The sequence below is a fragment of the Kribbella sp. NPDC059898 genome (assembly GCF_042730855.1).
Taxonomy (GTDB): domain Bacteria; phylum Actinomycetota; class Actinomycetes; order Propionibacteriales; family Kribbellaceae; genus Kribbella.
The window spans coordinates 22,690-47,435 of sequence record NZ_JBHWKR010000011.1; the positions used below are offsets into that span (position 1 = coordinate 22,690).

General features: G+C 67.6%; 26 protein-coding genes. 13 read left to right on the forward strand and 13 right to left on the reverse strand.

Annotation, left to right across the window (positions count from 1 at the left end):
• Positions 1–20: 20 nt before the first annotated feature.
• Positions 21–3,137, forward strand: coding sequence for a BTAD domain-containing putative transcriptional regulator (locus ACFV9C_RS29650; RefSeq protein ID WP_380198819.1), 3,117 nt, complete (start codon positions 21–23; stop codon positions 3,135–3,137).
• Here ACFV9C_RS29650 and ACFV9C_RS29655 read toward each other — a convergent pair.
• The 4 genes from ACFV9C_RS29655 to ACFV9C_RS29670 form a co-directional block, all read right to left on the reverse strand.
• Positions 3,121–3,864 (reverse strand): ABC transporter permease, encoded by a 744-nt coding sequence (locus tag ACFV9C_RS29655; protein ID WP_380198820.1) that lies wholly within the window; start codon positions 3,862–3,864, stop codon positions 3,121–3,123. The two genes, ACFV9C_RS29650 and ACFV9C_RS29655, sit on opposite strands and share 17 nt — an antisense overlap.
• Complete coding sequence (locus ACFV9C_RS29660; RefSeq protein ID WP_380198821.1) at positions 3,861–4,799, reverse strand: ATP-binding cassette domain-containing protein; 939 nt, start codon at positions 4,797–4,799, stop codon at positions 3,861–3,863. The genes ACFV9C_RS29655 and ACFV9C_RS29660 overlap by 4 nt, the downstream gene beginning before the upstream one ends.
• Positions 4,800–4,886: 87 nt before the next feature.
• On the reverse strand, positions 4,887–5,849 hold the full coding sequence (locus tag ACFV9C_RS29665) for a quinone oxidoreductase family protein (RefSeq protein ID WP_380198822.1): 963 nt from the start codon (positions 5,847–5,849) through the stop codon (positions 4,887–4,889).
• A gap of 54 nt (positions 5,850–5,903) precedes the next feature.
• On the reverse strand, positions 5,904–7,493 hold the full coding sequence (locus tag ACFV9C_RS29670) for an FAD-dependent monooxygenase (RefSeq protein WP_380198823.1): 1,590 nt from the start codon (positions 7,491–7,493) through the stop codon (positions 5,904–5,906).
• On the opposite strand from ACFV9C_RS29670, the gene ACFV9C_RS29675 reads away from it, so the two are divergent.
• Together ACFV9C_RS29675 and ACFV9C_RS29680 are read left to right on the forward strand one after the other, a co-directional pair.
• Positions 7,483–8,952 carry a sulfatase-like hydrolase/transferase gene (locus ACFV9C_RS29675; RefSeq protein WP_380198824.1) on the forward strand — a complete coding sequence of 490 codons (1,470 nt, stop codon included), beginning with the start codon at positions 7,483–7,485 and terminating at the stop codon, positions 8,950–8,952. The two genes, ACFV9C_RS29670 and ACFV9C_RS29675, sit on opposite strands and share 11 nt — an antisense overlap.
• A 65-nt stretch (positions 8,953–9,017) precedes the next feature.
• Entirely contained in the window at positions 9,018–9,578 is a 561-nt protein-coding gene (locus ACFV9C_RS29680) for a dihydrofolate reductase family protein (RefSeq protein ID WP_380198825.1), read from the forward strand.
• Here ACFV9C_RS29680 and ACFV9C_RS29685 read toward each other — a convergent pair.
• Positions 9,550–10,119, reverse strand: a complete 570-nt coding sequence (locus ACFV9C_RS29685; protein WP_380198826.1) for a TetR/AcrR family transcriptional regulator — start codon at positions 10,117–10,119, stop codon at positions 9,550–9,552. The genes ACFV9C_RS29680 and ACFV9C_RS29685 overlap by 29 nt on opposite strands.
• Positions 10,120–10,212: 93 nt before the next feature.
• Between ACFV9C_RS29685 and ACFV9C_RS29690 the strand changes: the two genes are divergently transcribed.
• Positions 10,213–11,232 (forward strand): aldo/keto reductase, encoded by a 1,020-nt coding sequence (locus ACFV9C_RS29690; RefSeq protein WP_380198827.1) that lies wholly within the window; start codon positions 10,213–10,215, stop codon positions 11,230–11,232.
• A 79-nt stretch (positions 11,233–11,311) separates the two neighbouring features.
• On the opposite strand, the gene ACFV9C_RS29695 is transcribed toward ACFV9C_RS29690, so the two are convergent.
• A complete protein-coding gene (locus tag ACFV9C_RS29695) occupies positions 11,312–11,878 on the reverse strand; it encodes a TetR/AcrR family transcriptional regulator (protein ID WP_380198828.1) in 567 nt (188 codons plus the stop codon).
• A 75-nt stretch (positions 11,879–11,953) separates the two neighbouring features.
• Between ACFV9C_RS29695 and ACFV9C_RS29700 the strand changes: the two genes are divergently transcribed.
• Positions 11,954–12,748: an alpha/beta fold hydrolase gene (locus ACFV9C_RS29700; protein WP_380198829.1), complete on the forward strand. Its 795-nt coding sequence runs from the start codon at positions 11,954–11,956 to the stop codon at positions 12,746–12,748.
• Here ACFV9C_RS29700 and ACFV9C_RS29705 read toward each other — a convergent pair.
• Positions 12,732–13,496, reverse strand: coding sequence for a phosphotransferase family protein (locus ACFV9C_RS29705; protein WP_380198830.1), 765 nt, complete (start codon positions 13,494–13,496; stop codon positions 12,732–12,734). The genes ACFV9C_RS29700 and ACFV9C_RS29705 overlap by 17 nt on opposite strands.
• Positions 13,497–13,557: 61 nt before the next feature.
• Between ACFV9C_RS29705 and ACFV9C_RS29710 the strand changes: the two genes are divergently transcribed.
• Complete coding sequence (locus ACFV9C_RS29710) at positions 13,558–14,304, forward strand: aminoglycoside phosphotransferase family protein (RefSeq protein ID WP_380198831.1); 747 nt, start codon at positions 13,558–13,560, stop codon at positions 14,302–14,304.
• Here the strand turns inward: ACFV9C_RS29710 and ACFV9C_RS29715 are convergent.
• Positions 14,289–14,600, reverse strand: a complete 312-nt coding sequence (locus ACFV9C_RS29715; RefSeq protein ID WP_380198832.1) for a hypothetical protein — start codon at positions 14,598–14,600, stop codon at positions 14,289–14,291. The two genes, ACFV9C_RS29710 and ACFV9C_RS29715, sit on opposite strands and share 16 nt — an antisense overlap.
• A gap of 32 nt (positions 14,601–14,632) precedes the next feature.
• A complete protein-coding gene (locus ACFV9C_RS29720; RefSeq protein WP_380198833.1) occupies positions 14,633–15,400 on the reverse strand; it encodes a maleylpyruvate isomerase family mycothiol-dependent enzyme in 768 nt (255 codons plus the stop codon).
• A gap of 39 nt (positions 15,401–15,439) precedes the next feature.
• Here ACFV9C_RS29720 and ACFV9C_RS29725 point away from each other — a divergent pair, with 39 nt between their 5' ends.
• Positions 15,440–16,399, forward strand: a complete 960-nt coding sequence (locus ACFV9C_RS29725) for a GlxA family transcriptional regulator (RefSeq protein WP_380198834.1) — start codon at positions 15,440–15,442, stop codon at positions 16,397–16,399.
• On the opposite strand, the gene ACFV9C_RS29730 is transcribed toward ACFV9C_RS29725, so the two are convergent.
• Positions 16,396–16,767: a hypothetical protein gene (locus ACFV9C_RS29730; protein WP_380198835.1), complete on the reverse strand. Its 372-nt coding sequence runs from the start codon at positions 16,765–16,767 to the stop codon at positions 16,396–16,398. The two genes, ACFV9C_RS29725 and ACFV9C_RS29730, sit on opposite strands and share 4 nt — an antisense overlap.
• A gap of 116 nt (positions 16,768–16,883) precedes the next feature.
• On the opposite strand from ACFV9C_RS29730, the gene ACFV9C_RS29735 reads away from it, so the two are divergent.
• The 3 genes from ACFV9C_RS29735 to ACFV9C_RS29745 all read left to right on the forward strand — a co-directional run bounded on the left by ACFV9C_RS29735 (position 16,884) and on the right by ACFV9C_RS29745 (position 19,003).
• The gene (locus tag ACFV9C_RS29735) at positions 16,884–17,663 is read left to right on the forward strand and encodes a class I SAM-dependent methyltransferase (protein ID WP_380198836.1); all 780 of its coding nucleotides are present in this window, start codon (positions 16,884–16,886) and stop codon (positions 17,661–17,663) included.
• Positions 17,653–18,465: a hypothetical protein gene (locus ACFV9C_RS29740; protein ID WP_380198837.1), complete on the forward strand. Its 813-nt coding sequence runs from the start codon at positions 17,653–17,655 to the stop codon at positions 18,463–18,465. Before ACFV9C_RS29735 ends, ACFV9C_RS29740 begins: the two co-directional genes overlap by 11 nt.
• Before the next feature lie 100 nt (positions 18,466–18,565).
• A complete protein-coding gene (locus ACFV9C_RS29745) occupies positions 18,566–19,003 on the forward strand; it encodes a VOC family protein (RefSeq protein WP_380198838.1) in 438 nt (145 codons plus the stop codon).
• Between the two features lie 70 nt (positions 19,004–19,073).
• On the opposite strand, the gene ACFV9C_RS29750 is transcribed toward ACFV9C_RS29745, so the two are convergent.
• On the reverse strand, positions 19,074–20,132 hold the full coding sequence (locus ACFV9C_RS29750) for an aminoglycoside phosphotransferase family protein (RefSeq protein ID WP_380198839.1): 1,059 nt from the start codon (positions 20,130–20,132) through the stop codon (positions 19,074–19,076).
• Here ACFV9C_RS29750 and ACFV9C_RS29755 point away from each other — a divergent pair.
• The 3 genes from ACFV9C_RS29755 (at position 20,131) to ACFV9C_RS29765 (ending at position 21,768) form a co-directional block, all read left to right on the forward strand.
• Positions 20,131–20,688 (forward strand): dihydrofolate reductase family protein, encoded by a 558-nt coding sequence (locus ACFV9C_RS29755; protein ID WP_380198840.1) that lies wholly within the window; start codon positions 20,131–20,133, stop codon positions 20,686–20,688. The genes ACFV9C_RS29750 and ACFV9C_RS29755 overlap by 2 nt on opposite strands.
• 154 nt (positions 20,689–20,842) lie before the next feature.
• Positions 20,843–21,382, forward strand: coding sequence for a hypothetical protein (locus ACFV9C_RS29760; RefSeq protein ID WP_380198842.1), 540 nt, complete (start codon positions 20,843–20,845; stop codon positions 21,380–21,382).
• A gap of 164 nt (positions 21,383–21,546) precedes the next feature.
• Positions 21,547–21,768, forward strand: a complete 222-nt coding sequence (locus ACFV9C_RS29765; protein WP_380198843.1) for a helix-turn-helix domain-containing protein — start codon at positions 21,547–21,549, stop codon at positions 21,766–21,768.
• Positions 21,769–21,864: 96 nt separating this feature from the next.
• Here ACFV9C_RS29765 and ACFV9C_RS29770 read toward each other — a convergent pair whose 3' ends face one another.
• The gene (locus tag ACFV9C_RS29770) at positions 21,865–24,297 is read right to left on the reverse strand and encodes a hypothetical protein (RefSeq protein WP_380198844.1); all 2,433 of its coding nucleotides are present in this window, start codon (positions 24,295–24,297) and stop codon (positions 21,865–21,867) included.
• Positions 24,294–24,746: an HIT family protein gene (locus tag ACFV9C_RS29775; RefSeq protein ID WP_380198845.1), complete on the reverse strand. Its 453-nt coding sequence runs from the start codon at positions 24,744–24,746 to the stop codon at positions 24,294–24,296. Before ACFV9C_RS29775 ends, ACFV9C_RS29770 begins: the two co-directional genes overlap by 4 nt.

Here is a 24,746-nt window from a genome sequence, read left to right on the forward strand (position 1 = left end):
CGCGTGGCAAAATCTGCCGGGTGTGGATCGGGATGCTGGGGCCGTTCGAGGTACGGGCCGACGACGGGAGCGCCGTCGACGTACCCGGGGCGCGCCTGCGCGGCCTGCTGATCGCGTTGGCGCTCGACGCCGGGCGGGTGGTTCCGAAGGCGACGCTGGTCGACTGGATCTGGGGTGAACAGCCACCCGCGGACGCGGCGAACGCCCTGCAACGTCTCGTGTCCCGCCTGCGCAAGCTGCTCCCGGTCGAGGGACACACGGACGGCTACCGCCTGCAGGTCGACCCGGACAGCGTCGACGCGCTCCGGTTCGAACGGCTCCTGACCCGCGCCCGCACCGACCAGAACCCGCAGGGCGTCCACCTGCTCCGCGAAGCGCTCGCCATCTGGCGCGGGCCCGCGATGCAGGACATCGGGCTGACCGAGAGCGGCGCGTTCGACGCCGCCGTGACGCGGCTCGACGGGCTCCGGCTGGCCGCGATGGAGGACCGGTACGACGCCGAGATCACGCTCGGCAACGGCGCCGACCTCGGCACCGAACTGACCGACCTGGTCGCCGCGCATCCGGTCCGGGAACGCCTGGTCGCCGCCCTGATGCGCGCGCTGGTCGCCTCCGGCCGCGACACCGAGGCGCTGCGGGTGTACGAGCGCACCCGCGAGACGCTCGCCGACGAGCTCGGCGTCGACCCCTCGCCCGAGCTGTCCGCGCTGCACGTCGCGCTGCTCCGCGGCGAGCTGGTACGCCGGGACGAGAAGCGCAACACCAACCTGCGCGAAGAGCTCACGACGTACGTTGGCAAGGACGCGGACATCGCCGCCGTCCGCGACCTGGTCGCCGAGCACCGGCTGACCAGCCTGATCGGGCCGGGCGGCTCCGGCAAGACCCGGCTCGCGACCGAGACCGCCCGCACCATGCTGCGCGACCTGCCCGACGGTGCGTGGATGGTCGAACTCGCAGCGATCGGCGCCGACGGCGACGTGGCGCAGGCGACCCTCGGCGCGCTCGCGCTGCGGGACGCGCTGCTCGGCGACGTACCGGACGCGGACCCGACGGACCGGGTGATCGCCGCCGTCCGGGAGCGGTCGATGCTGCTGATCCTGGACAACTGCGAGCACGTGATCGAGTCGGCGGCGAAGTTCGCGCACCGGGTGCTCGGCGAGTGCCCGCGGCTCCGGGTGCTGGCCACCAGCCGGGAGCCGCTCGGGATCACCGGCGAGGCGTTGTGGCCCGTCGTACCGTTGGCGCTCCCAACGGAGACCGCGGATCCTGCCGAGATCGGCGCGTCCCCGGCGGTCCGGCTGCTGCAGGACCGGGCGAGCGCCGTCCGCGCGGATCTCGTGTCGGACCCGGCGACGATGGCCCGGATCTGCCGGGCGCTGGACGGGATGCCGCTGGCGATCGAGCTGGCCGCGGCGCGGCTGCGGACGATGTCGCTCGAGCAGCTGGCGAACCGGCTGGACGACCGGTTCCGGCTGCTGACCGGCGGGAGCCGTACGGCGCTCCCCCGGCATCGCACGCTGCGCGCGGTGATCGACTGGAGCTGGGAGCTGCTGTCCGACCTGGAGCGTTCGGTACTGCGACGCCTGTCCGTGTTCGCGGGCGGGGCCAACCTGGAGGCGGCCGAGCAGGTCTGCGCGGGTGGCGAGGTCCAGTCGTGGGAGGTGCTCGACCTGTTGACCGCGCTGACCGAGAAGTCGCTGGTCGTCACCACGGACGACCAGCGGTACCGGCTGCTCGGCACGATCAAGGAGTACGCGCAGCAGCGGCTCGAGGAGGCGGGTGAGACCGACGCGACCCGGCGTACCCATCTCGGCTACTTCACCGAGCTGGTCGAGACCGCGGACCCGCACCTGCGCCGTACCGAACAGCTGGCCTGGCTGGCGATCCTCGAGCCCGACCACGACAATATCGCCGCCGCGATGCGGGGCGCGCTGACCGCGGGCGAGGCCGCCGGCGCGATGCGGCTGGCCGCCGCGGCGGGCTGGTACTGGTGGTTCGCCGGGCACAAGGTCGAGGGCAACGAGTTCCTGCTCGCGGTGCCCGCGCTGCCGGGCGACGTACCGGACGACACCCGGGCGGTGGTGTACGCGTTCGTCACCGGGATCATGACGTCCGGCCGCGGGCGGGACGAGTACGACGCGGAGGACTGGATCCGGAAGGCGGCCGAGATCAGCCGGCGGATCGACAACCCGCATCCGGCCGTGACGATGTCGCAGGCGCTGGAACGGCTGCTGGGCGGGCCGGACCAGTTCGTGACGGCGTTCGAGGACCTGCTGACCGACGACGATCCGTGGGTACGGGCGTTGGCGCGATTGCAGACCGGCAAGATGCGGATCATGCTCGGCGACGGCGACCCCGGCGCGGACCGCGAGCTGGCGACCGCGCTGGCGGAGTTCCGCGCGATCGGTGAGCGCTGGGGGATGTCGTTCGCGCTGACCGAACTGGCGGACCGGGTCGCGGTCCGCGGCGAGTTCGCCGCCGCGTGCGAGTACTACGAGCAGGCGATCGCGGTCGCGACGGAGGTCGGCGCGACCGAGGACGTCGTACGGATGCGGTCGCGGCAGGCCCAGCTGTACTGGCTGGCCGGCGACGAGGACGCGAGTACGGCGGCGATGGCCGAGGCGCAACGGAAGGCGGAACGGGTCGCCTGGCCGGAGGCGCTGATCGAGCTGGCGCTGTACAAGGCGGAGCTCGCGTACTGGAAGGGCGACCTGGCGGAGGCGCGCCGGCAGCTCGCCCAGGCGACGACACTGCTCGGACGCGAGGCGGAACGGGCGAACCTGCGGGCCACGCTCGAGGACAGGCTCGGCTACCTGGCGACGGATCTCGACGAAGTACGGGAGCATCGCGCCGCGGCGTACCAGGCGGCGATGGAGGGCGGCCACCTGCCGGGGATCGCGCAGACGCTGGTCGGGATCGCGGACCTCGCGCTACGGACCGGCCAGGACGAGCAGGCCGCGCGATTGCTCGGCGCGAGCACCGCCGTCCGCGGGCTGCCGGACCGGTCGAACCCGAACGTCGACCGGATCGAGCAGGAAACGCGCCGGCGCCTCGGTGACACGAAGTTCACCGAGGCGTCCGACGAGGGCAGGCAGGCGAGCTGGCGAGAGCTGGCCGAGGTCACGCTCGCTTCTTGAACGTCGAGGTCGCCCAGACGTAGCCGACGACCGCGATCCCGAGGCACCACGCGAACGCGGCGATCAGGTCACCGGTGTGCGGTGCGCCGTTCAGCAGACCGCGCAGCGACTCGATGATCGGCGTGAACGGCTGGTACTGCGCGAACTGCTTCACGCCCGGGCCCATCTTGTCGGCGGGCACGATCGCGCTGCTGAAGAACGGCAGCATCACCAGCGGCACCGAGGCGAGTCCGGCGGTCTCCGGGCTCTTCGCGAACAGCCCGAGCGCGACGGTCAGCCAGGCGGTCGCGACCCCGAGCAGTACGACGAGACCGATCACGCCGAGCCACTGCGCGAAGCTCGCCGACGGGTTGAAGCCGAGCGCGAACGCGACGCCGATGATCGCGGCGATCGCGATCAGGTTGGTCAGCACGCTCGCGACCACGTGCCCGGTGAGGACCGCGCCGCGCGGCACGTCCATCACCTTGAAGCGGTTGATGATGCCCTTGGTCATGTCGGAGTTCACCGCGGTCGCGACGGCGCCGAGCCCGTAGCAGACCGCCAGCAGGAGCATGCCTGGCGTCGCGTAGTCGACGTACGGGACGCCGACGCTGAACGCGTCGCCGAGCATGTAGACGAACATCAGCATCACGACGACCGGCATCAGGACCGCGTTGAACACGGACGTCGGGTTCCGGGCGATGTGCTTGAGGTTGCGGCGCAGCATCACCATCGAGGGGTTCTTCATTTCGCTACTACCTCCGTGGTGTCGTGGCCGGTCAGGGCCAGGAAGACGTCGTCGAGATCAGGGGTGTTGACGGAGAACTCGCCGGCGTTCAGCGAGTACTCGTCGAGGCGGTCGAGCAGGGCGCGGACGGACCTGGTGCCGCCGTCGCTGGGGACGCGCAGCGTGAGCGCGTCGTCGTCGCGGGTCGAGTCCGGGAAGATCCGGGCGGCCATGTCCAGGTCCGCGACCGAGTCGAAGCGGAAACGGACGTGAGTGCCGGGCAGCTGCCGCTTCAGCTCGTCCGGGGTGCCTTGGGCAACAAGCCGGCCCTTGTCGAGCACCGCGATCCGGTCGGCCAGCTGGTCGGCCTCGTCGAGGTACTGCGTGGTGAGGAAGATCGTCACGCCGTCGGCCAGCAGTTCGCGGATGATCGTCCACATCGTCCGCCGGCTGCGCGGGTCCAGACCCGTGGTCGGCTCGTCCAGGAAGATCAGCTGCGGGTTGCCGACCAGCGTCATCGCCAGGTCCAGCTTGCGGCGCATGCCGCCGGAGTACGTCGCCGCGGTCTTGTCGGCCGCCTCGGTCAGCTCGAAGCGCTCCAGCAGATTGTCGACAATCCTCTTGTCGGCAGTCACCGGGCTGAGGTCCACCATCAGCTGGAGGTTCTCCCGCCCGGTGAGCAGCTCGTCGACAGCCGCGAACTGCCCGGTTACGCCGATCGCGGACCGGACCGCCTTGGCGCCGGTCGCGACGTCGTGCCCGGCGACGCGGACCGTGCCACTGTCCGCCTTGATGAGAGTGGTCAGAACGTGCACCGTTGTGGTCTTGCCGGCCCCATTGGGACCCAACAGCGCGAAGACGGTGCCCGCGGGAACATCGAAGTCGATGCCGTCGAGCACGGTCTTGTCACCGAATGCCTTGCGCAGTCCTGCGACCGCGATCGCCGAAGTTGTCATGGGACCACCATCGGAGGGGCCCCTGACACGCACCTGACACGCCGCCTACACGTATCAGCGTCATCCTGACGCCGGTACTGCTGCAGGCTAAGGAATCAGCAGCAGTTTCCCGGTGGTACGACGGGACTCGAGGTCGTGGTGGGACTGCGCCGCGTCGGAGAGGGCATAGCGGGCGCCGATGCGTGGGATGAGTTGGCCGTTGCGGATGAAGTCGAAGAGTTCGTTCGTACGGCGGATCAGGGCCTCGCGGGTCGGTACGTGGTCGGCGACGGCGGGGTACGACAACAGGATGCTGTTCGGGAGCTGCGACGGGTCGAACGTCGGGTTGCCGATCAGTACGCCGTAGTACGCGTGCACGCCGTGCCGGCGGAGGGAGAGCTGCGACGAGCGGAACGTCGCCGCGCCCGCGCCGTCGTACACGACGTGTGCGCCCTCTCCGCCGGTCAACGCCCGTACCCGGTCCTCGAAGCCGCCGCCGCTCGACACCAGCACGTGGTCGGCGCCCGCCTCGGACGCGGCCTGGACCTTGTCCTCGCGGGAGACCAGGCCGATGACGCGACCGCCGCGGGCCTTGATCAGCTGGGTGAGCATCATCCCGACCCCACCCGCGGCGGCGTGCACGACGGCGGTGTCGCCCGGCCGGATCGCGTACGTCTCGGTGGTGAAGTGGTTGGCGGTCAGCCCTTGCATCAGCACGGCCGCGGCCGTCTCGTCGTCGATCTCGTCCGGCACCCGTACGAGCGCGTCCGCCGGGATCACGAGTTGCTCGGCGTAGCTCCCGGGGTGGTACCGCCACGCCACCCGGTCGCCGACGGCGAACCCGTCGATCCCGGCGCCCAGCACGGTCACGACACCGCTCCCCTCGACGCCGATGACGGTCGGGATCGACCAGGTGCGCACGGGCATCCGCCGTACGCCGGTGTCCATGAAGTTCACGCCCGCGACCCGGAGGCGTACGCCGACCTCGCCCGGGCCGGGCTCCGGGTCGGGGAACTCGGTCCAGGTCATGACTTCGGGGCCGCCGTACTCGCGGACGAACATCGCATGCATGGCCCCGACGCTAGGTCGGCAAAAATGGACCGGCAAGTACAGAACGCCGCCGGCTCAGAACCACCTGCCGATCGCGGCGTCGAGCGTCGACGGGTCGTCGGCCCAGACGATCACGCCGTCGGGCCGGATCAGGACGGCTTTCAGGCCCAGGTCGTCCAGCGGGTGCGCGGCGACGTACCGGATGCGGCCGCCCGGAGGAGTCAGGTCACCGGTGAAATCCAGAAGCAGCGGCTCGCCGTCCTGGGTCAGGTCCGCCAGACGGGTGCCGTCGCCGAACTCGAAGTCCGGGGCGTTGCGGCCGGCGAAGGGATGGTCGCCCACCTCGTACTGGAAGGCGAGGCCGGACAGCTTGCTGTAGACGTACGACGTTCCGTCCTTCGTCAGCAGCAGGTCGCGGACGAGCCGTTGGGTCGCGGCCGCGTTCGGGCCCGGCTTCATCACCAGCGCCTGCGCGCGGGTCCAGTCGAGAACCCACTCGCCGATCGGATGCCGCTCTGTTGTATACGTATCCACCAACTCCTCGGACGCACCGCGCGCGACGGCGGCCAGCTTCCAGCCGAGGTTCATCGCGTCGCCGAGCCCGGTGTTCAGCCCCTGCCCGCCGAGCGGTGCGTGGATGTGCGCGGCGTCGCCGGCCAGCAGCACCCGCCCGTTCCGGTACGTCGTGGTCTGCATCGCGCGATCCGTGAACGTCGACGCTAGCCGCACCTCGGCCACCGTCACGTCCGTCTCCGACACGCGCCGCAGTACCGACTGCAGATGCTCCCGCGTCAACTCCTGCGTCCGGTCGAACGCGCCGCCGTCGAAGTCCATCATCGCGACATGCCCGTCCGCGTGCATGACGAGGTACATCCCGGCCGGCGTCAGGTTGAACCCGGGCCGCAGCTTCTCGCCGTCCGCGAGCGTCGCCTGCATCACGTACCCGGTGAACTGCGGCGCGGTTCCCACGAACTCGAACCCGGCCTGCCCGCGCACGACGCTCCGCCCGCCGTCACACCCGACCACCCAGCGCCCCGCGAACTCGTCCGCCCCGGCGCGCACGACCACGTGATCGTCGTACTGCGTGACGCCGTCGACCGCGACGTCGTACCGGAGCTCGACCCCGAGCTTGACCGCCCGCTCGGTCAGCACGCTCCCGACCGACGCGAGGCTCGTCATCAGCATCCCCGGCAACCCACTCGGCAGCTGGTACGGCGGGGTGTCGAGGCCGGAGCCGTCCAGCATGATGCCGGCGAAGTGCCCCACCCGCCGCGACCCCGCCGGCGCCTCCTCGGTGTCCGGCGCACCCGTCAGCGCGTCCAGCAGCCCGCGCCGCGCGAACGCTTGGATCGATGCCGCCGACAACCCGCGCATCCCCAACGGCCGCGACCGCCACGGTGACTGCCCTTCCGGCTCCTTCTCGAGCACCAGCACCGACCCACCGGCCAGACCGACCTCGCCCGCCAGCCTGAGTCCCACGGGGCCCGCACCTACTATCACCACGTCGTACATCGTCGTCTCCTCTCTTGGTGCCACCACAGTCACAACCGGGCCGCACGTGCCGCTGGCACGGCGCTGTCGCAGCGGGCTCAGTAGTACGACAGGACACGGGACCGATTTGTCTGGTCGCGCAGGCGGGCATAGCGTCACAGAGGTGCAGAACATCCTGTTCCTGATGACCGACCAGCATCGCGTCGACACTCTTGGTGCCTATGGCAACCAATTCGGTACGACGCCGAACCTCGACGAGCTGGCCCGCACCGGGACCAGGTTCGACCGCTGGTACACACCGACCGCGATCTGTACGCCGGCCCGCGCCAGCCTGCTCACGGGACAGGCACCGTTCCGGCACAAGCTGCTCGCGAACTACGAGCGGAACGTCGGCTACATCGAGGATCTGGGCGAGGGGACGTTCACGTTCTCGCGGGCGCTGCGCGACCGCGGGTACCAGTGCGGCCTGATCGGCAAGTGGCACGTCGGGACGAACAAGTCCGCGGGCGACTTCGGCTTCGACGGCCCCGACCTGCCAGGCTGGCACAACCCGGTGGACCACCCGGACTACCTGGCGTACCTCGAGGAGCACGACTTCCCGCCGTACGAGATCTCCGGCCGGATCCGCGGCACGCTCCCCAACGGCGGCCCGGGGAACCTGCTCGCGGCCCGTCTGCACCAGCCGGTGGAGGCGACGTTCGAGCACTATCTCGCGACGCGGGCGATCGAGCAGCTGGAGTCGTACGCCGGGGAGCCGTTCTTCCTCGCACTGCACTTCTTCGGCCCGCACCTGCCGTACATCCTGCCCGACCAGTACTTCGACCTGGTCGATCCGGCGGACGTCGAGCTGCCGCGGTCGATCGCCGAGACGTTCCAGGGCAAGCCGCCGGTGCAGCAGAACTACAGCGCGCACTGGGCGTTCGACACGATGCCGATCGAGACGACCCGCAAGCTGATCGCGGTCTACCAGGGGTACGTGGCGCTGATCGACTTCGAGATCGGGCGGGTGCTGGCCGCGATGGAACGGCTCGGACTGACCGACGACACCGCTGTCTTCTTCACCTGCGACCACGGGGAGTTCACCGGTTCGCACCGCCTGCACGACAAGGGGCCGGCGATGTACGAGGACATCTACCGCACGCCGGGGCTGCTCCGCGTCCCCGGCCAGCCCGCCGCCGTCGTCCGGGACGAGTTCGTCAGCCTGCTCGACTGTACGGCGACGATCCTCGAACTCGCCGGCGCCGACGCCACGCCGGCCGTCGACTCACGCAGCCTGTTGCCATTGGTGAGCGGGGAGCCGGCCGACTGGGCAGACGACATCGTCTGCGAGTTCCACGGCCATCATTTCCCTTACCCACAACGCATGCTGCGCACCGACCGGTACAAGCTGGTCGTCAACCCGGACTCCGTCAACGAGCTGTACGACCTGGAACTCGACCCGGACGAGCTGCTCAACGTGTACAACCATCCGGAGCAGGCCGCCGTACGGTCGCAGCTGATGCGCCGTCTCTACGCCGTACTACGGGACCGCGGCGACAACTTCTACCACTGGATGACGTCCATGTACGACGTCGGCGACGTCACGTACGACCCGTCGATGAGCGGGCTCGACGAGTCGACATACGGGAAGTAGCGCTGTCGGATAGCGCCGGGGGTGTTCGTTGCAGGGATGAGAGCACCGACAACGAGGAGAACATCATGTCCGCGACGTACACCTTCGACGTCTTCAGCAGCCTGGACGGATTCGGGTCGCACACCGGCGACTGGGGCGGGTACTGGGGAAAGCAGGGGCCGGAGTTCCTGGCACACCGGCTGGAGCAGTACAACCAGGACCAGCGGATGGTGCTGGGCGGCGAGACGCACCGGTTGAACACGCTGCTGCTGGCCGGCGGCGGGGAGGCGCTCGACCCGTGGGTACGGCGGATGCGTGAGCTGCCGACCACCGTCATCTCCTCCACGCAGCAGGACTCGCCGGGCGTGACCGTCATCAGCGGTGACGGCGTGGAGGCGGTGCGCCGATTGAAGAAGGAGTCCGACGTACCGCTGCGGTCGCACGGCAGCCTGACGCTGAACCGGGCACTCCTGGCCGCGGGGCTGGTCGACCGTGTTCAGGTGACGGTTTTCCCCGTGCTCACAGGGCAAACCGGCGTACAGCCGATCTTCGCCGGGGTGCCCGACTTCGACCTGGAGCTGCTTGAGTCGCGCACGCTGGACGGCAGCACGCAGGAACTCACGTACCGTCCGACGCTGCACGCGTGAGGCCGGCGGTGAAGACGGCGACGGTACGGCGGGCGTCGTACCGCTCGTCGTCGTTCGCGCCGATGCACAGGTTGCCGATGGCCCGCATCAGCTCGAGGGCCTCGAGGTCGGGCCAGTTGATCTCCCCCGACGCGCGTGCCGCGGCGAGCAGGTCGGCGCAGACCGGCAGCAATTCGTCGAGGAAATACGTATGCAACGCGTCCCGCTGGCTCAGCGCGTCCGGCAGTCCGTGCTTGGTGACCAGGAAGTCGACGAACCCGTCCACCCAGCGGAGCAGCGCGGCGTACGGCGTGGGCTCGGACTTCAGGTACTGCGGGCCGAGCTGGACCAGCGCCTCCACCTGGTGCCGGTAGACCGCGACCACCAGGTCCGCCCGGCTCGGGAAGTGCCGGTACACGGTGCCGACGCCGACCCTGGCGCGGGCCGCGATGTCCCGGACCGGCGCGTCGATCCCAGACGCCACGAACGCCGCCGCGGCCGCGTCGAGCAGCGCCTTCTCGTTCCGGCGTACGTCCGCGCGCCGGCGTGGGGGTGTTTCCACCGATCCTCCCTTGTAAATCGGAACATCGTTCCGTATTGTCGAATACGGATCAGCGTTCCGCTTCGATCCCATCATGACATCTTCGGAGGACACATGCAGTACCGCACACTCGGCCGCACCGGCGTCCAGGTCAGCACCCTCGCCCTCGGCGCCATGAACTTCGGCGCGATCGGCCGCACCGGCCAGGACGAGACCACCGCGATCGTCGACGCCGCCCTGGCCGCGGGCATCAACCTGATCGACACGGCCGACATGTACTCGAACGGCCAGTCCGAGGAACTCGTCGGCGCCGCGATCGCCGGCCGCCGCGACGACGTCGTACTCGCCACCAAGGCCGGCCTGCCGATGGGCGAGGACCGCAACCGCCGCGGGGCGTCCCGCCGCTGGCTGACCACCGCCCTGGAGAACAGCCTCCGGCGGCTCGGAGTCGAGTACGTCGACCTGTACCAGGTGCACCGCTGGGACCCGACGACGAGCGACGAGGAGACCCTTTCCGCGCTGACGGACCTGCAGCGCACGGGGAAGATCCGGCACTTCGGCACGTCCGAGTACCCGGCGTACCGCCTGGTCGAGGCTCAGTGGGCGGCCGAACGGCAGCAACTGAGCCGCTTCACCACCGAGCAGCCGAGCTACTCGCTCCTCCAGCGCGGCGCGGAGACGGAGGTGCTACCCGTCGCGGAGCAGTACGGCCTCGGGGTGCTGACCTGGAGCCCGCTGGCGTCGGGCTGGCTGTCGGGCGCCGTACGCGCAGGTCAGGAGGTGACCACCAGCCGATCGGCCTTCATGCCGGACCGCTTCGACACCACCATCCCCGCGAACGCCGCCAAACTGGACGCCGTCGAACAACTGGCCAAACTCGCCGACCAGTCCGGCCTCACCCTCATCCAACTGGCGTTGGCCTTCATCACCACCCACCCCGCCGTCACCAGCGCCCTGATCGGCCCCCGCACCCTGGACCACCTCAACTCCCAACTGGCAGCCGCCGACACCACCCTCACCCCCGACATCCTCGACGCCATCGACACAATAGTTGCCCCCGGCACCGACCTCTCCCCGACCGAGAAACACTCCGTCTTCCCCGCCCTCACCACCCCAGCCCTACGCCGCCGCTGACCCCTCAGCCGGGGCGGAATCCGTACTTCTCGATCACGAACCGCCAAACAGTGGCACTCATCCGACCAGTCGCGACGATTCATCGGCGCGTGAGATTGGTGAGGGCTCGGCGGAGTTTCGGGTCGCGTTTGGTGGTGGCGTGTTCGAGGAGGGCGACCTCGGCCACCAGGCCTACCCAGAGGCGGGCGGTCTGTTTGGGGTCGGGCCAGCCGAGGGCGGTGAAGTCGGCGCGGACCTCGTCGGCGCTGGTGGTGTTGCGGGCCAGGATCTCCTCGGCGATCTGCGGGTCGGCGCGGGCCTCCAGCAACAACGCCCGTACGCCGCGGTGCTCGAGGCAGGTGTCGAGATAGGTACGGGCGATCGCGTCGAGGCGGTCGGCGCCGGGTTCGAGGCCGTCCATCGCGGACCGGATTCGCTCGAACAGCCGGTCGTGGAACTCCCGGTGCAGCGAGATGATGTACGTCGACCGGTCGCCGAAGTGATGGAAGAACGTTCCCTTCGACACGCCCGCCTCCTCGACCAGCAGGTTGACACTCAGCCCCATCAGCCCGGTCTGTTCGGCCAGCCGCAGGCCGGCGTCGACGAGCCGCTGCCGGGTCTCGGCCGCAGCGGCCTGCCGCTTGCTCACACTCACTCGCGCACTCACCGGACCATGGTCGCAGATTTCCCGTCGCTCCCCTATGATTTGACCGACCGGTCGGTCAATGAATCGAGGAGCCACATGCCGAGCCTTCCGTCCGTCGCGGGCCGGGTCGCCTACTCCGACACCGGATCCGGCCCCGTACTCGTACTCCTGCACGCCACCCTGCACGACCGTCACGACTTCGACCCCGTCCTGCCCGCGCTCGCCGCGGACCACCGCGTCATCGCCGTGGACTGGCCCGGCCACGGGGCGTCGGACCCGGCCGCGGGCGGGCGGGCGGTGACCGCTCCCCTGCTGGCCGACGTACTCGAGGAGCTCGTCCTCGCGCAGGACCTCCGCGACCTGCGCCTGATCGGCAACTCCGTCGGCGGATTCGCGGCCGCCCGGCTGGCGATCCGGCACCCCGATCGGGTCGCCCGCCTCGTCCTGGTCGACAACGGCGGCTTCGCCGGCCACGACCCGTTCTCCCGAACGCTGTTCCGCGTCATCGGTACGCCGGCCGTCGCGCGGCGGCTGATGCCGTACTTCGTCCGCAGCTACATGCAGCCGCAGACCGCCGCCGACCACGCGATCGTCGACCGCACCGTCGCCCGCGCCCGCACCCCCGAAGGCGCCGCCCTGGCGGCCTCGATGTGGCGCAGCTTCGCCTCCCCCGACCACGACCTGCACACCGAGGCGGCCCGCCTGACCGCTCCGACGCTAATCATCTGGGGCGAGAAGGACACCGCCGCCCCGCTCCGCGCCGGCCGCCAGACCCACAAGCACCTACCGAACGCCACAATGAAGACCTTCAACACCGGCCACGTCGTCTTCTCCTCCGCCCCCGAACCCTTCCTCCAAACCGTCCAACCTTTCCTCAACTCCAATCGTTGACGGAGGCGCTGATGTAGGCGAGGTCGCGCAGGTAGCCGGCGCCGTGCCGCCACGGCTCCGGCTGTTCCCACTGGGCACGCCAGCCCGGTCGGTCCTCAGCCGCCCAGATCCGCATCGTGTCGTACGCGGCTCGGACCCGTACGGGAACCGTGTCCAGGAGGCTGTGCCATTGTTGCTGCGAGCAACCATAGGCATCCCGCACCAAGGCAAGCCGCTCGCGCACCGGAACCGGGCCCGGCCGACCCATCGGCCCGAGGTTCTCCGGCGCGGCCAGCGGTACGAACGTATACGCGAGGTACGCCAGATCCCACATCCGCGGCCCGGGCGCCGCCGTATCCCAGTCGACGAACGCCGCCGCCATGCCGTCCTGAGCGATCAGATTCCACGGAGCGATGTCGTTGTGACAGACAACCTCCGGCTCGCCGACCGCAACGGGTGCCGACTGCCACCTCGCGGTTTCCGGCGCCCATCCTTCCACCGAGTCGTGGTACCTGCGTAACAGCGCAGCGGTGCTTTCGAGCAGCGCATCATCGAACACCGTCGGTCTGTCACCCTCCACCTTCGAGAGGATCTCGCGTCCGTCGTCGTCGATGCCGAGGAAGCGCGGCGCTCCGGTGAACTCGCGCGACTCCAACTCCATCAGCAGTTCGTGGACCGACCCGGACCACGGCCCCATCGGGCGGCGGATCGTCTGCCCGAGCTGCACAACCTCGTTGATGCCGCCGTCGAGGCGCCGTTCCCCAGCCATACGTCATGCTCCCACGAACAAACCGGGTGACGGGTGGCGTGGGGGTCGGGAGAATGCGGGGGTGGATGAGGTTCAGGTTGTCGTGGCGCACAGTGAGCGGGCGACGCTGCGGGTCGGTGACGTGTTTTTGAAGGTCGACGGCAATCAGCGGAATCTGGACGTCGAGGTTGCGGCGTTGGAGTTGGCGCCGGTTCCGACGCCGGAGGTTTTGTGGCGGAAGCCGCACGTGCTGGCCCTGGCCGCTGTGCGCGGGACGGCGCTCGGGCGGCTCGGGGAGCCTTCGCCGGCGTCGCCGGACGCGTGGGCCGCGGCGGGTGCCGCCGTACGGAAGTTGCATGAGGCACCGTTGCCGCCGTGGCCGGCGCCCGGCAGCGGAGTGATCACCGAGTGGCTCGACCGTGAGTGCGAGTGGCTCATCACGAACGAGGTGCTGCCTGCCGAGGTGATCACCCGCAACCGGGAGGTCGCGGAGTTGGCGTTCCGGCCGTGGGAGCCGGTGTTCGCGCACGGGGATCTGCAGATCACCCACGTGTTCACCGCGGACGACGAGGTCACGGGCATCATCGACTGGTCCGAGGCGAGCAGAGGCGACCCGTTGAACGACCTCGCCAGCCTGACCCTCGGGCACGAGGAATGCCTCGACGACCTGCTCGCCGGGTACGCCGCCGACGTGGACGTCGACGTGATCCGCGCCTGGTGGTCGCTGCGCAGCCTCCGGGCGTCCCGCTGGCTGATCGAGCACGGCTTCGACCCGAACGAGCCGGGCGGCGAGTTCGACGTACTGCGGGCTGCCTACGAACGGTCGTAGTGCGACGGCGGGAACGGATGCCGGTCGGTGAGCGGGTAGATCTCGCCCTCCGACTCCTCCCGCCGCAGCTCGGCCTCGGACTCCTGGTACTCCTCGGTGTCCCGCAGGTCCGTGGGTACGGGCGCGTCGGTCGCCGGCGGTACGTCGTCCGGGTCGTAGGCGTCGAGGCCCGCCTCGACACGTTCCTCCTCGGTACGCCGGGCCAGCGCGTCGTCGTCCGGGTTCCGCGGCGCGCCGCCGTGCTCGCGCCGGTCCCGGCGGGCGTTCTCGGACGTCTCGAAGGGTTCGTCGGTCATGGCTCCTCCTTTCGAACCACGGTACGCCCGGGTCAGCCGCTGACGTGAGCCGTATTGGCGACCCAATGCCGAGCGAGTTCCGCGTCGCCTTCGACCGTGACGGAGTTGCCGGTCAACGGCAGCCGTCGGGTCAGCGTGAGCAGCAGCGATCCCGCGGGCCCGCCGAGCGTCACGTCGGCCTCGCGACTTCCGGTCTCCCAGGTGGCCCCATCAGGCCGCCGTACGACGAACCACGCGCCACCGTCCGTCGCCTGCCACTGCAGCACCTGCCCGTCGCCCCGGATCGCCTGCGCCGACTCGGGCCGCCGCAGCTCCCAGGTGGGCGACGTGAGCATCGCGAGGTGATTCTCGATCAGCGCGCCCGCGATCTCGGCGTCGATCTGGACCGTACGCCCCGCCGCGGCCGCGGCGTCGAACCCGTGCACGACCGCCTCGTTGAGCTGACTCGTCAACCAGGACTGGACTCCGGTCCGCCCGTCCCCCGCCGCGTTGAACACCGGCACGTCCTCGGCGCACGCGTCCGCGACCCGCTGCGCGGACGCCGCCAGCCAGGCCGGCCACTCGCCGGGATCGGCAGGCAGTTCCGCCACCTCCGTCGGCAACTTCGCCGGGTCGGTGATGCGCTGCTCGATCATCTCGGCGACCCAGTTCTGGGTCTGGCCGACGTGCTCGACGAGGTTGGTGACGGTCCATTCCGGCGTCGTCGGTACGGCAGCATCCGGCCCGGCCGCGGCAGCCGATTCCGCCAGCCGCCGGGTGTGCTCGACGATCGCCTGTCGCGCGTGGTCGGCGTTCAGCATGCACTTGTCCTTTCCAAGGTCAGCAGTACGGTGTCACACATGGTCCCGCACCGGGTGGTGGTCGTCGGGTACGACAACGCGGAGCTTGTGGACATCGCCTGTGTCACCACGGCGCTCGGGCTCGCGAACCGGCTCGGCGCCGATCCTACGTACCAGGTGGTGCTTGCGACCGTCGGCGGTACGGCGGTCCGCTGTGAGACCGGGCTGACGTTGCAGGCACAAGCGCGGCTCGAGACGATCCGGCGCGTCGACACGGTGATCGTGTCGGGAGGCGCCGGCCATGAGGCGGCGGCGCGCTCCTCCGAACTCGTACGGCACGTACGACGCCTCGCGGGCGGCGCTCAGCGCGTCGCATCCGTCTGTACCGGCGCGACCGTCCTCGCCGCGGCGCATCTGCTCGACGGCAAACGGGCGACAACGCATTGGCTGTACGCCGCCGAGCTGGAGCGGTCGTATCCGGAAGTGCTGGTCGACCCGTCACCGATCTTCATCCGCGACGGGTCGGTCGCGACGTCGGGCGGCGTGACGGCGTCGCTCGACTTGACGCTGGCGTTCATCGAGGAGAACCACGGCGCCGAGCTCGCGCGGTGGGTCGCGATGGGCATGGTCACGTACCTGCAGCGGCCCGGGAACCAGGCGCAGATGAGCATGTTCACCGCCGCACCGCGCCCGGACCACGCCGGCGTACGGATGATCAGCGACTATGTGGTCGCGCACCCGGAGGCGGATCTCAGTGTCGCGGCGCTCGCCGCCCGCGCGGGCGTCAGCGCCCGGCAGCTCACCCGGTTGTTCCGCGAGCACACCGGCGAATCGCCCGCCAACGCCGTACGCCGGATGCGTTTCGAGATCGCGGCCCGGCTGGCGGCGACGACGGACCTGCAACTGTCGCAGATCGCGCGCCGGTGCGGGTTCAGCTCGGCGGAGACGCTGCGGCAGGCGTTCGCGGCCAGGTTCGGGGTGAGCCCGCGGACGTTCCGTCATAAGCAGGTCCGGAGCTAGCTCTGGCTCGTCGTTCGGCGCGACCAGGCGACAGCGAACGCGATCGCGAACGCCAGGTGCACGACCACGAACACCCGCGCGAGATCGCGCGCGTCACCGGTCGCGACCCCGACGACATCGTTGGCGGCGACGATCCCGAACCCGACGAGATTCGCCAGCAGCACCGGGCTGGTCGCCGCCTTGCGCGACAACCAGTTCAGCAACGCGATGCCCAGGAACGGCCCACCGAGCAGCCTCATCAGAGCAAGCAGTTCAGAAGAGGCATCCTCCGGCACGGCCTCCACGCCGAACTGCGCCGGCACAAACAACAACGCAAGCCCGATCGCCCCAAGGTAAACGGCAGCAACAGTAAGGAGGTACTTGACCATCTGGTCATCGTGCAGCGCCCGGTCGAGGCATGGAGCGCACACGTCCGGAATCCTGGGGTTCCTGTCCGTCCGCTAAACCGTTTTCCATCGTGTCGTCGCGCTGCGAGACTCAAATGATGAGCGAACACACCGCGCGGGCAGTCCGGCTGTTCGACGAACTGGCCGCTGACTACGACGAGGTACTGCCGTTCTTCCGTGGGTTCGCGAAGTTGCACGTCGACTGGCTCGATCCACAGCCGGGCACCGTCGCGCTCGACCTCGGCGCCGGTAGCGGCCCGCTCACCGGCGCCCTCCTCGACCGCGGCTGCACAGTCACGGCCGTCGACGCGGCCCCCGCCATGGTCGCCAAACTCGCACGCCTACACCCCACGGCCCAGACCCAGGTGATGGACGCGCACCACCTCGACTTCCCTGACGCAACGTTCGACCTGGTCTGCGCCGGCTTCGTCGTACACCTCCTCGATGACCCCGCGGCGACGGCCGCCGAGGTCCACCGGGTACTGCGTCCCGGCGGCATCTTCTCGTTCTCCACCCCCAGCGACGTCGACAACGCTCCGGAATGGGACTTCTACGGCGCCGTCTTCCGCGAGTACCAGCCGTACATCCCAGCAGGCAAAGGCCGCCTCGGCCGCCCCCTCGACGGCGAGCACCTGCTAGCCACAACAGCCTTTGATCAGTTGGCCCAAACCACCGTCACCCAACACATCCCCATCCCCGACCCCGACACCTTCTGGAACTGGGCCCTCTCCCACGGCTCAAGAGCCTTCATCGACGCCCTACCCCCACAACAACGCGCCGAGTTCGAATCCCGAGTCCGCCAAGAACTCGCGACCATCACTCCCACCACCCACCCCACCGCCGCCACCCTGAACCGCGGCCGCAGAGATGACTGCTGATCGGGCGCGGCGCACCTGGATGGAAGGCCATCTGGAGTGGGCTGCGGCCGAGTTCCACGTCCAGCAGGCCGGTACGCCGATACACACCTCGCGCCTGCACTCGGTCGGCTGCCGCGTGCTCGATGACGGTAGAGACGCCTGGCTGCGCGTCGTCTACGCCGACCCGGAGTGGGGCGACGGCGACTACCTCGACTCGAATGTGGCCGCCAACGAGATCCACGACGTACCCAAGCCGTCGGTCAAGCGATGGCGCGAGTGGCACGACAACGACCGCCGAATGCGCGGAGAACTCAGCACCTTCATCCCCGACCCCGCCGTCTCGACCAACATGACGCCGACCACCGAGCCCGAGATCTCTGACCGCTGGCTCACCGACCTCACCCAGGCACTCCACGCCCTCGCCGCCCATCCCCTCCCCGGCCACGGCACGGACGCCTCCTACGTCAACGACGGCATCAGAGCGTTCTTCGGTCTCGAGGTCGACATCACCCAAGTCCCCTGGACCACCGCCCACTGCGACCTCCACTGGGCCAACCTCACCGCCCCCAACCTCACCATCCTCGACTGGGAAACCTGGGGCAGAGCCCCCGCCGGCTACGACGCCGCCAGCCTCCTCTGCGCAACACTCCCGTACCCAACACTCGCCCGAAGACTCCGCGCATCCCTCGCCGACTTCCTCAACACCCCCACCGCCCGCACCGCCATCCTCACAGCCGCCACCCGCTACCTCCGCTTCGCCGACACAGGCGAACTCACCGAACTGGCAATCCCCGTACGCAACCTGGCCAACGAGTTCACGTAGACGAGCTCGCGGCCCACCAAGCGGACCGCCACGACGCCGTCATCGTTCGGACTAGCACTTCGCCGAAACCAATCAGCCCGGGCTCAGTAGCATGCAAGGCATGGCCATCAAGCTTGAGAACGTCGGCATCGCCGTTCGCGACCTCGAAGCAACGATCTCCTTTTTCACAGACCTCGGTCTCACCGTCGTCGGCCGCGACACGGTCAGTGGTGAATGGACCGACACCGCGGTCGACCTCGACGGCAATCACGCCAATGTTGCGATGCTGCAGACGCCGGACGGCCACGGCCGCCTCGAGCTCTTCGAGTACATCCACCCCACAGCGATCGAGTCGGAGCCCACTCGTCCCAACGAGATCGGCATGCATCGCGTCGCCTTCTCGGTGGACGACATCGACAAAGCCCTCGAGACAGCCGCGAAACACGGATGCCACCCGCTCCGCGGCGTGGCCACCTATGAGGACATCTACAAGCTCACGTACGTCCGCGGCCCCAGCGGCATCATCGTCATGCTCGCCGAGGAACTGAAGAAGGGCTGATCCATGGCGGCCGACACGCTGCCGCGCGAGTTGCTCCGCCTGAGCCCAATACTCATCCCAGCCCGACAACCTACGACATCGACAAACCAGCGACCGCCTCAGCTACCGTGAGCGTGTCTCTCGCGAGCGGCTGCATGTCGATCTGCGTGCAGAGCAGTCCCGTCGACACCCGCTCGATCACGCCCCACTCCCAGGTGGCCACCGGATCCAGCCCGGTCCGCGCAGCCAGCCGACGAGCCCGCTCCAACGGATCACCAGCCAGCAACTCGACCGGGTCGCCACGCATCAGGACACCCAGGTCGTACTCCGCTTCCGCAAGCAGACCGTCCGGATCGACCAGCTTGAACTCACCATCGCTCTCAAGCGCGTTCAGTTGGTGTACGTCGCCGTGGACCAGTACGGCCTTCTCGTCGCGATGCGCAAGCTCCCGCCGCCGAGCCGAAGCGAGCGCATGCTCAACAACCTTCTCCGAACACGGATGGTCGAACTCCTCCCACAACCGCACAATGAAGTCGGCGAGCCACAGGGCCTTCTCGGCACCGGTCGGCAGCCCAGAGTCCGGCGCCGGCCGCCAGATGCGCGCCGCCGTATCGCACAGAAGCTCAAGCCGCCGCGACAACGGCAGGCCGAGCTCAAACATCGGCCGCCCCAGCCGCTCCATCAGCAGCGCACCTCGCTCGGCGTCATACCGATAGAGCTCCGGGCACCCTTCCCCATCAACTATGCGAAGCACGGTCGCCTCGTGGGAAGCTGCGTCCCCGAGCCCCGGGATCAACACCTTGAGAATCGCGGAGGTACCGTCCGCCCGCGTCGCTTCAGCCACATAGGCCTCGGACCCACCCGAGTACGGGCGCCCCACCGTGATCGCCCACTCATCCTCAAGCCCCGAGACAACCTCAGGCAACCGCTCGAGCCACCCCTCAACTCCAGCAGCCCGAACCTTGCTGAGCACAGCCTCCGGTACGTCGATCACCCCCGCAGTCTCACACCAATCCCCAGCCCCGGCACGCGATTTAGGCTCGCCAATCAGAGGCCGCTCGCCAACTGAGGACGGCGCCCGGCCCGTGGCGAAACGCACCGCGACGAACGACGAACCTGCCGCCGCGGCGACGTTAGACTCGCCGCCCATGGGACTCCTGACCTTCAGCCTCAACGTCACCCTGGACGGCTGCATCGACCACCAGGAAGGGATCGCCGACGACGAGACCCACGCCTACTTCACCCGTCTCCTGGACGAAGCCGGCGCAATGCTCTGGGGTCGCGTCACCTACGAAATGATGGAGAGCTACTGGCCATCCGTCGCCCGCGGCGACGTCGAGGCCCCGCCGGCCCTGCGCAAATGGGCACTCAAGCTCGAATCCAAACCCAAGTACGTCGTCTCATCGACGCGCACCAACTACCTGTGGACCAACACCCACCACCTCACCGGCGACCTACCCGAGGCCGTCCAGACTCTCAAGGACGCAACCCCAGCCGGCGTCCTCCTCGGCAGCCCCAAACTAGCCACCGAACTCGACCGCCTAGACCTGATCGACGAGTACAAACTCCTCATCCACCCCATGATCACCGGCCACGGCCCCACCCTGCACCAAGCCGGCCTACCCGCCACCCGCCGCCTCGAACTACTCTCGGCAAACCCCCTCCACAACGGCACAGTAGCCACGCACTACCGCCGCACCCACTGAACCGCAGGTGCCACTCACCCTCTGCCTCCCAGGACGGTCGACAGTTTGGTGGCCGAACGACGCCGCGCCTGGACTGTCGACCTCAGCTCAGGGCATTGCGACAACCGCAGAAAATCATTGGTGCATGTGTCGGCGTGACGTCACCCTGGATAGCGTGCATCTCACCTTCCAGCACGATCCGCGCGGCGAGAGCCTTACGTTGATCCGGCGGGCGGACGGCGCAGTCTTCACGCTCACGTCGTATTCACGCAAGTGGCGCGTACCCCACGATCTCTCGCATGCGGTGACCGAACGGGAGCTCGGCATCGCCGATGGAATCTTCGGCGTGATCGCGGCAGGGGCGGTCTTCTCGACCATGACCCAGATCGAGGGCAAGCCGCGCTACGACGCAAAGATCCGCAGCGACCGTATTTTGAAGGCCGCAAAGGGCGTCGGCGTCAGTGAGGCGATCGCGGCCGTCATCCACGAAGCCGTCGAGAAGCGGCTACCGACGCCGTACGCCCAGGTGCGCGAGAGCTGGGGCGTGATCTCTCAGGATCCTTGCCCGTATCGGGACGAACACATCGAACGCGCCACCACAACGCTGCGCGAACTGGGCGAACAATGGAGCACAAGCCCCGATCCCCTGGAGTTCCCCTGGCCGCCCAAGCTACGGGCGACCGATCCAAAGACCACGCGGCTCCGGACGCGCTAGAACTCAGTCACCACAAGCCAGACTTCACAGTGGTTGGAGCGAAGCGCCGCTCCCACGCACTCCTCTAACGAAACAGGCCAGGGGGCAAAGTGCCTCCTGGCCTGCGATCTCTTGCGGTGGAGGTACTGAGGCGTTACTCCAACCGTCCAGACTTGCTCAAACCAATGCTCGAGGTGCTGCGGAGGATCCAGGAGGGCGAGCGCGTGGACCTGCCAGGTGTGCAGTCGACACGTCGGGGACCACAACGACCAGGCGACCTCCTGACCGAGGCCGACAGGCTGCGGATGGCAAGGCTGTTCCGGTCTGGCGCGGCCAAACACAAGATCGCAACGGAGTACGGAGTGAGCCTCAGTACGGTGAAGCGGATACTGAGGAAGCATAGGTAGCACGAAGAGAAGAGCCCCAGGCACGAGCCCGAGGGCGTTCTGGGGCCTATCTGACGCGGACCTTGTCCGCTTGTTTGGCCAGAGCACTCAACCTGATCAGGCATCGAACAGATCGCTAAAAGCGAGCGCCTCGGACCCGCGGAGTCCGCTGATACTCTCCATGAATTCGCTGCTGATGCTTTCCGCGGTTGTAGCGAAGACGATTCGGTCCGGTCGCCTACTCAGCGCAGATGCTAACTGTGCGTACTTCTTGACGTGCGTTGGCCGCAGTGGCTCCGTCTTGCACTCACCGAGGATGATCTGCCCGTCCAGAACACAGCTGATGTCGATCTCGCTCTTCTTGCCTTGCGGAAAACCGAAGAGATCAAGTTCTGGAGCAAAATGGAATGCGTGCGTAGACTCTTGAAGGAGTTTATACAGGACTTGGATCGTAACATGCGAATTGTTCTCATAGCACTGGTAGATCGTCTCAACTAGCTTGTAGTACCAATGAGGCTCTGACGGGTTCTTCCAGTGTGACCGAGTGAATTGTTGCGTGAGACCACAACGGTTGCAACTGAACTCGGCGGTCAAGAAGTTAAGACTGTACCACGAGGACAGTCGACAGCGTTCACATCGGAGGATTAGGCCCCGTTCGAGCACCTCGCGTCCAACAAGACTGTCTATAAGGACTGCCGCCGCGGCTTCATCGCCTATATATCGCTGGAATGCCCCGAAGTTGAGGTAGGCGCGCTGGTCGGCATCTAGATAGATGACCGTGCCGTCCGCCTCGTTCACCTTGGCCATGTATCCATCGAGGATGCTGCGGGTGGACTTGGCTCTAATGAACTCGCCGGCCTCCCGAAGACTGCCGAAGCGTCTGATGGTGTCGAGGAAGTAGTTCCCCTTGTCTGAATACTTGATGGTGATGCCCGCGTCGCCAAAGTACTTGCCCAAGATGGTCATCTCATCCAGTAGGACTAGCTTTGGGCGAACGGTGACCACGTCGGCATCGCCGCCAAAGTAGGCCATGTTGGGACACTGGTAAACGAGACCGTCGTTAGCCACTCGGAGCTCCGGTGTCAGCCCTCGAAGCTTAAGAGTCTCACTTCCAAGGTAAGGAAGCGGTGGCGGCATATAGTCTTCCACGACGAGGGACGTTAGCCAGTAGTGCTCCGGCACGTTGATCTTGCTGAAGTTCTTCGGCTTCGGCGTATCGACCGGACTAACACTCTCGCCGTCGATAAACACTGCGCTCTCGAACGCGGCGTAGTTGTTCTCCTCCATCGCTGAGCCGATGCAGGCGGTGGCCGTCTCTGAGATGTCCTTGCAGATGATGCTTGACAGGCCTTGATCGACACCGAGGTAGCTAAGGCCGACCACCTGTCTCTTGCGAGCCCGTAGCTGAGCCAGGCTGAGGCTCATGCTTCGAAGCTCAATCCGCTTGTCGTGGTGACCGTAATCGATCTTCTGAGGCAGCTGGTTGACGATGAAGCGTGCGAGACGTTGCTGGTTGGTCGGCTCATCTACTTCTTCGCCCGCCGTTCGTCTGCGACGACTGGCCATGAGGCCTCGGTATGCTTCACTGAGCCAAGAGAGCGGCAGCCAATAGACGTCGTCGTGCAGGCGCGATAAGGAATAGTAGAAGCAGAAATCATCTACAGTGTCGCCCAGGACCACGACGACTGGCTCAAGGTATGTCATCTGTTTGTCGGTTCGGTAGTACCGAGCGAGATGCAGACTGCTGATCGCGAATGGGGTCGTCTTGTCGTAGTCGGCGTCCGGCTCCCAAGTGCCGTTGCCGACAACGGTCGCCCAGCCGCCTCGACCACCGAGTGCGTACTGGACGAATTGCCAGGCGTCACACTCGGACGGAGGAGCTTCGGCTGCGATCCCGTGTGATCGCAACTGGTCGAGGTAGGCTTCAGTGGCCGCGCCTGTTCGAGTGTGCGTCATCAGTGCACCTACCGGATCGTCGATCGCCGGGGGCAATGTGATCCTCTGAACCTGCCTGTGGGCGAAAGGCAGGATGGCAGGCATCTTGGTGAAGGGAAACGCGAACCCGTCTCTACGACTCAAGTAGTGCTGAACAGCCCTGCCGCTGAGGTGGAAAGGGCTGAGCCGGTTAATGAGTTCCTTCTGCAGTTGGTCGCTGATGTGCAGCTCCTCAATATCCGAGGAATCCGCACGCTCTCGAAAGAATTTCTCGAAGTCGCCGGAGATGTCGTCTCGATCGAACTGTTCGCGGTTTCGCTCCTTCACTTCGGCGTAGCGATCAGGCTCCGCTTCTTCCAGGTCGGCGAAAGTTGGGCGATATTGGCCAATGTAATCAGGGCTGTAGGCCTCGAGGAGCTCCCAAAATTTTTCCTTGACTCGAACGCCGTCCGTTGGAATCAGGAGGAAGTATCTGCCACCCCATACCTCAGAGAAGTGAGCGATTGCGGTTTTGGCGGCGAACCTCCAATGTTTACTGTTCTCATTGATGAGGATGGCGCACCGTGGCGTGCGAACTGTCGCAGTGATGTTCCGGTAGTCACCTACGCCCTTCATGCTCGCAATTCATCCTTGTTGGCCGCTCTCAGCCTTTCGGCGAGAGCATCCGTTTCACTTAGAGGCAGTTCTGGGACATCACCCCACTCGGTTCGCCCGCCTGGCAGCGTTCCCGCCACGTGGAAGTGAATGTGACTGATCGACTGCCCTGCGGGCACGCCGTTGTTCTGCCAGACGGCTATGCCAGGTCGCCCCTCAGTTCGGTCAATCGCGCGAGCTGCTTCACGCACAGCGACCATGAGAGACCCTGACTCCCCGTCTGTCAGCTCGAGGATGGTATCGACGTGGCGGATGGGGAGGACCAGCAGATGCGCGACCCCACGTTGCTCCCGTGTCACCAGCGTGGCCGTCATCGCGTTCCGAGTCAGAACGGTGTAGGGACGGGAGCCATTGAGGTAGGCGCAGAAGGCGCAGGCGCCATCGTCAGGGAGCTGGATCGAATCCGACAT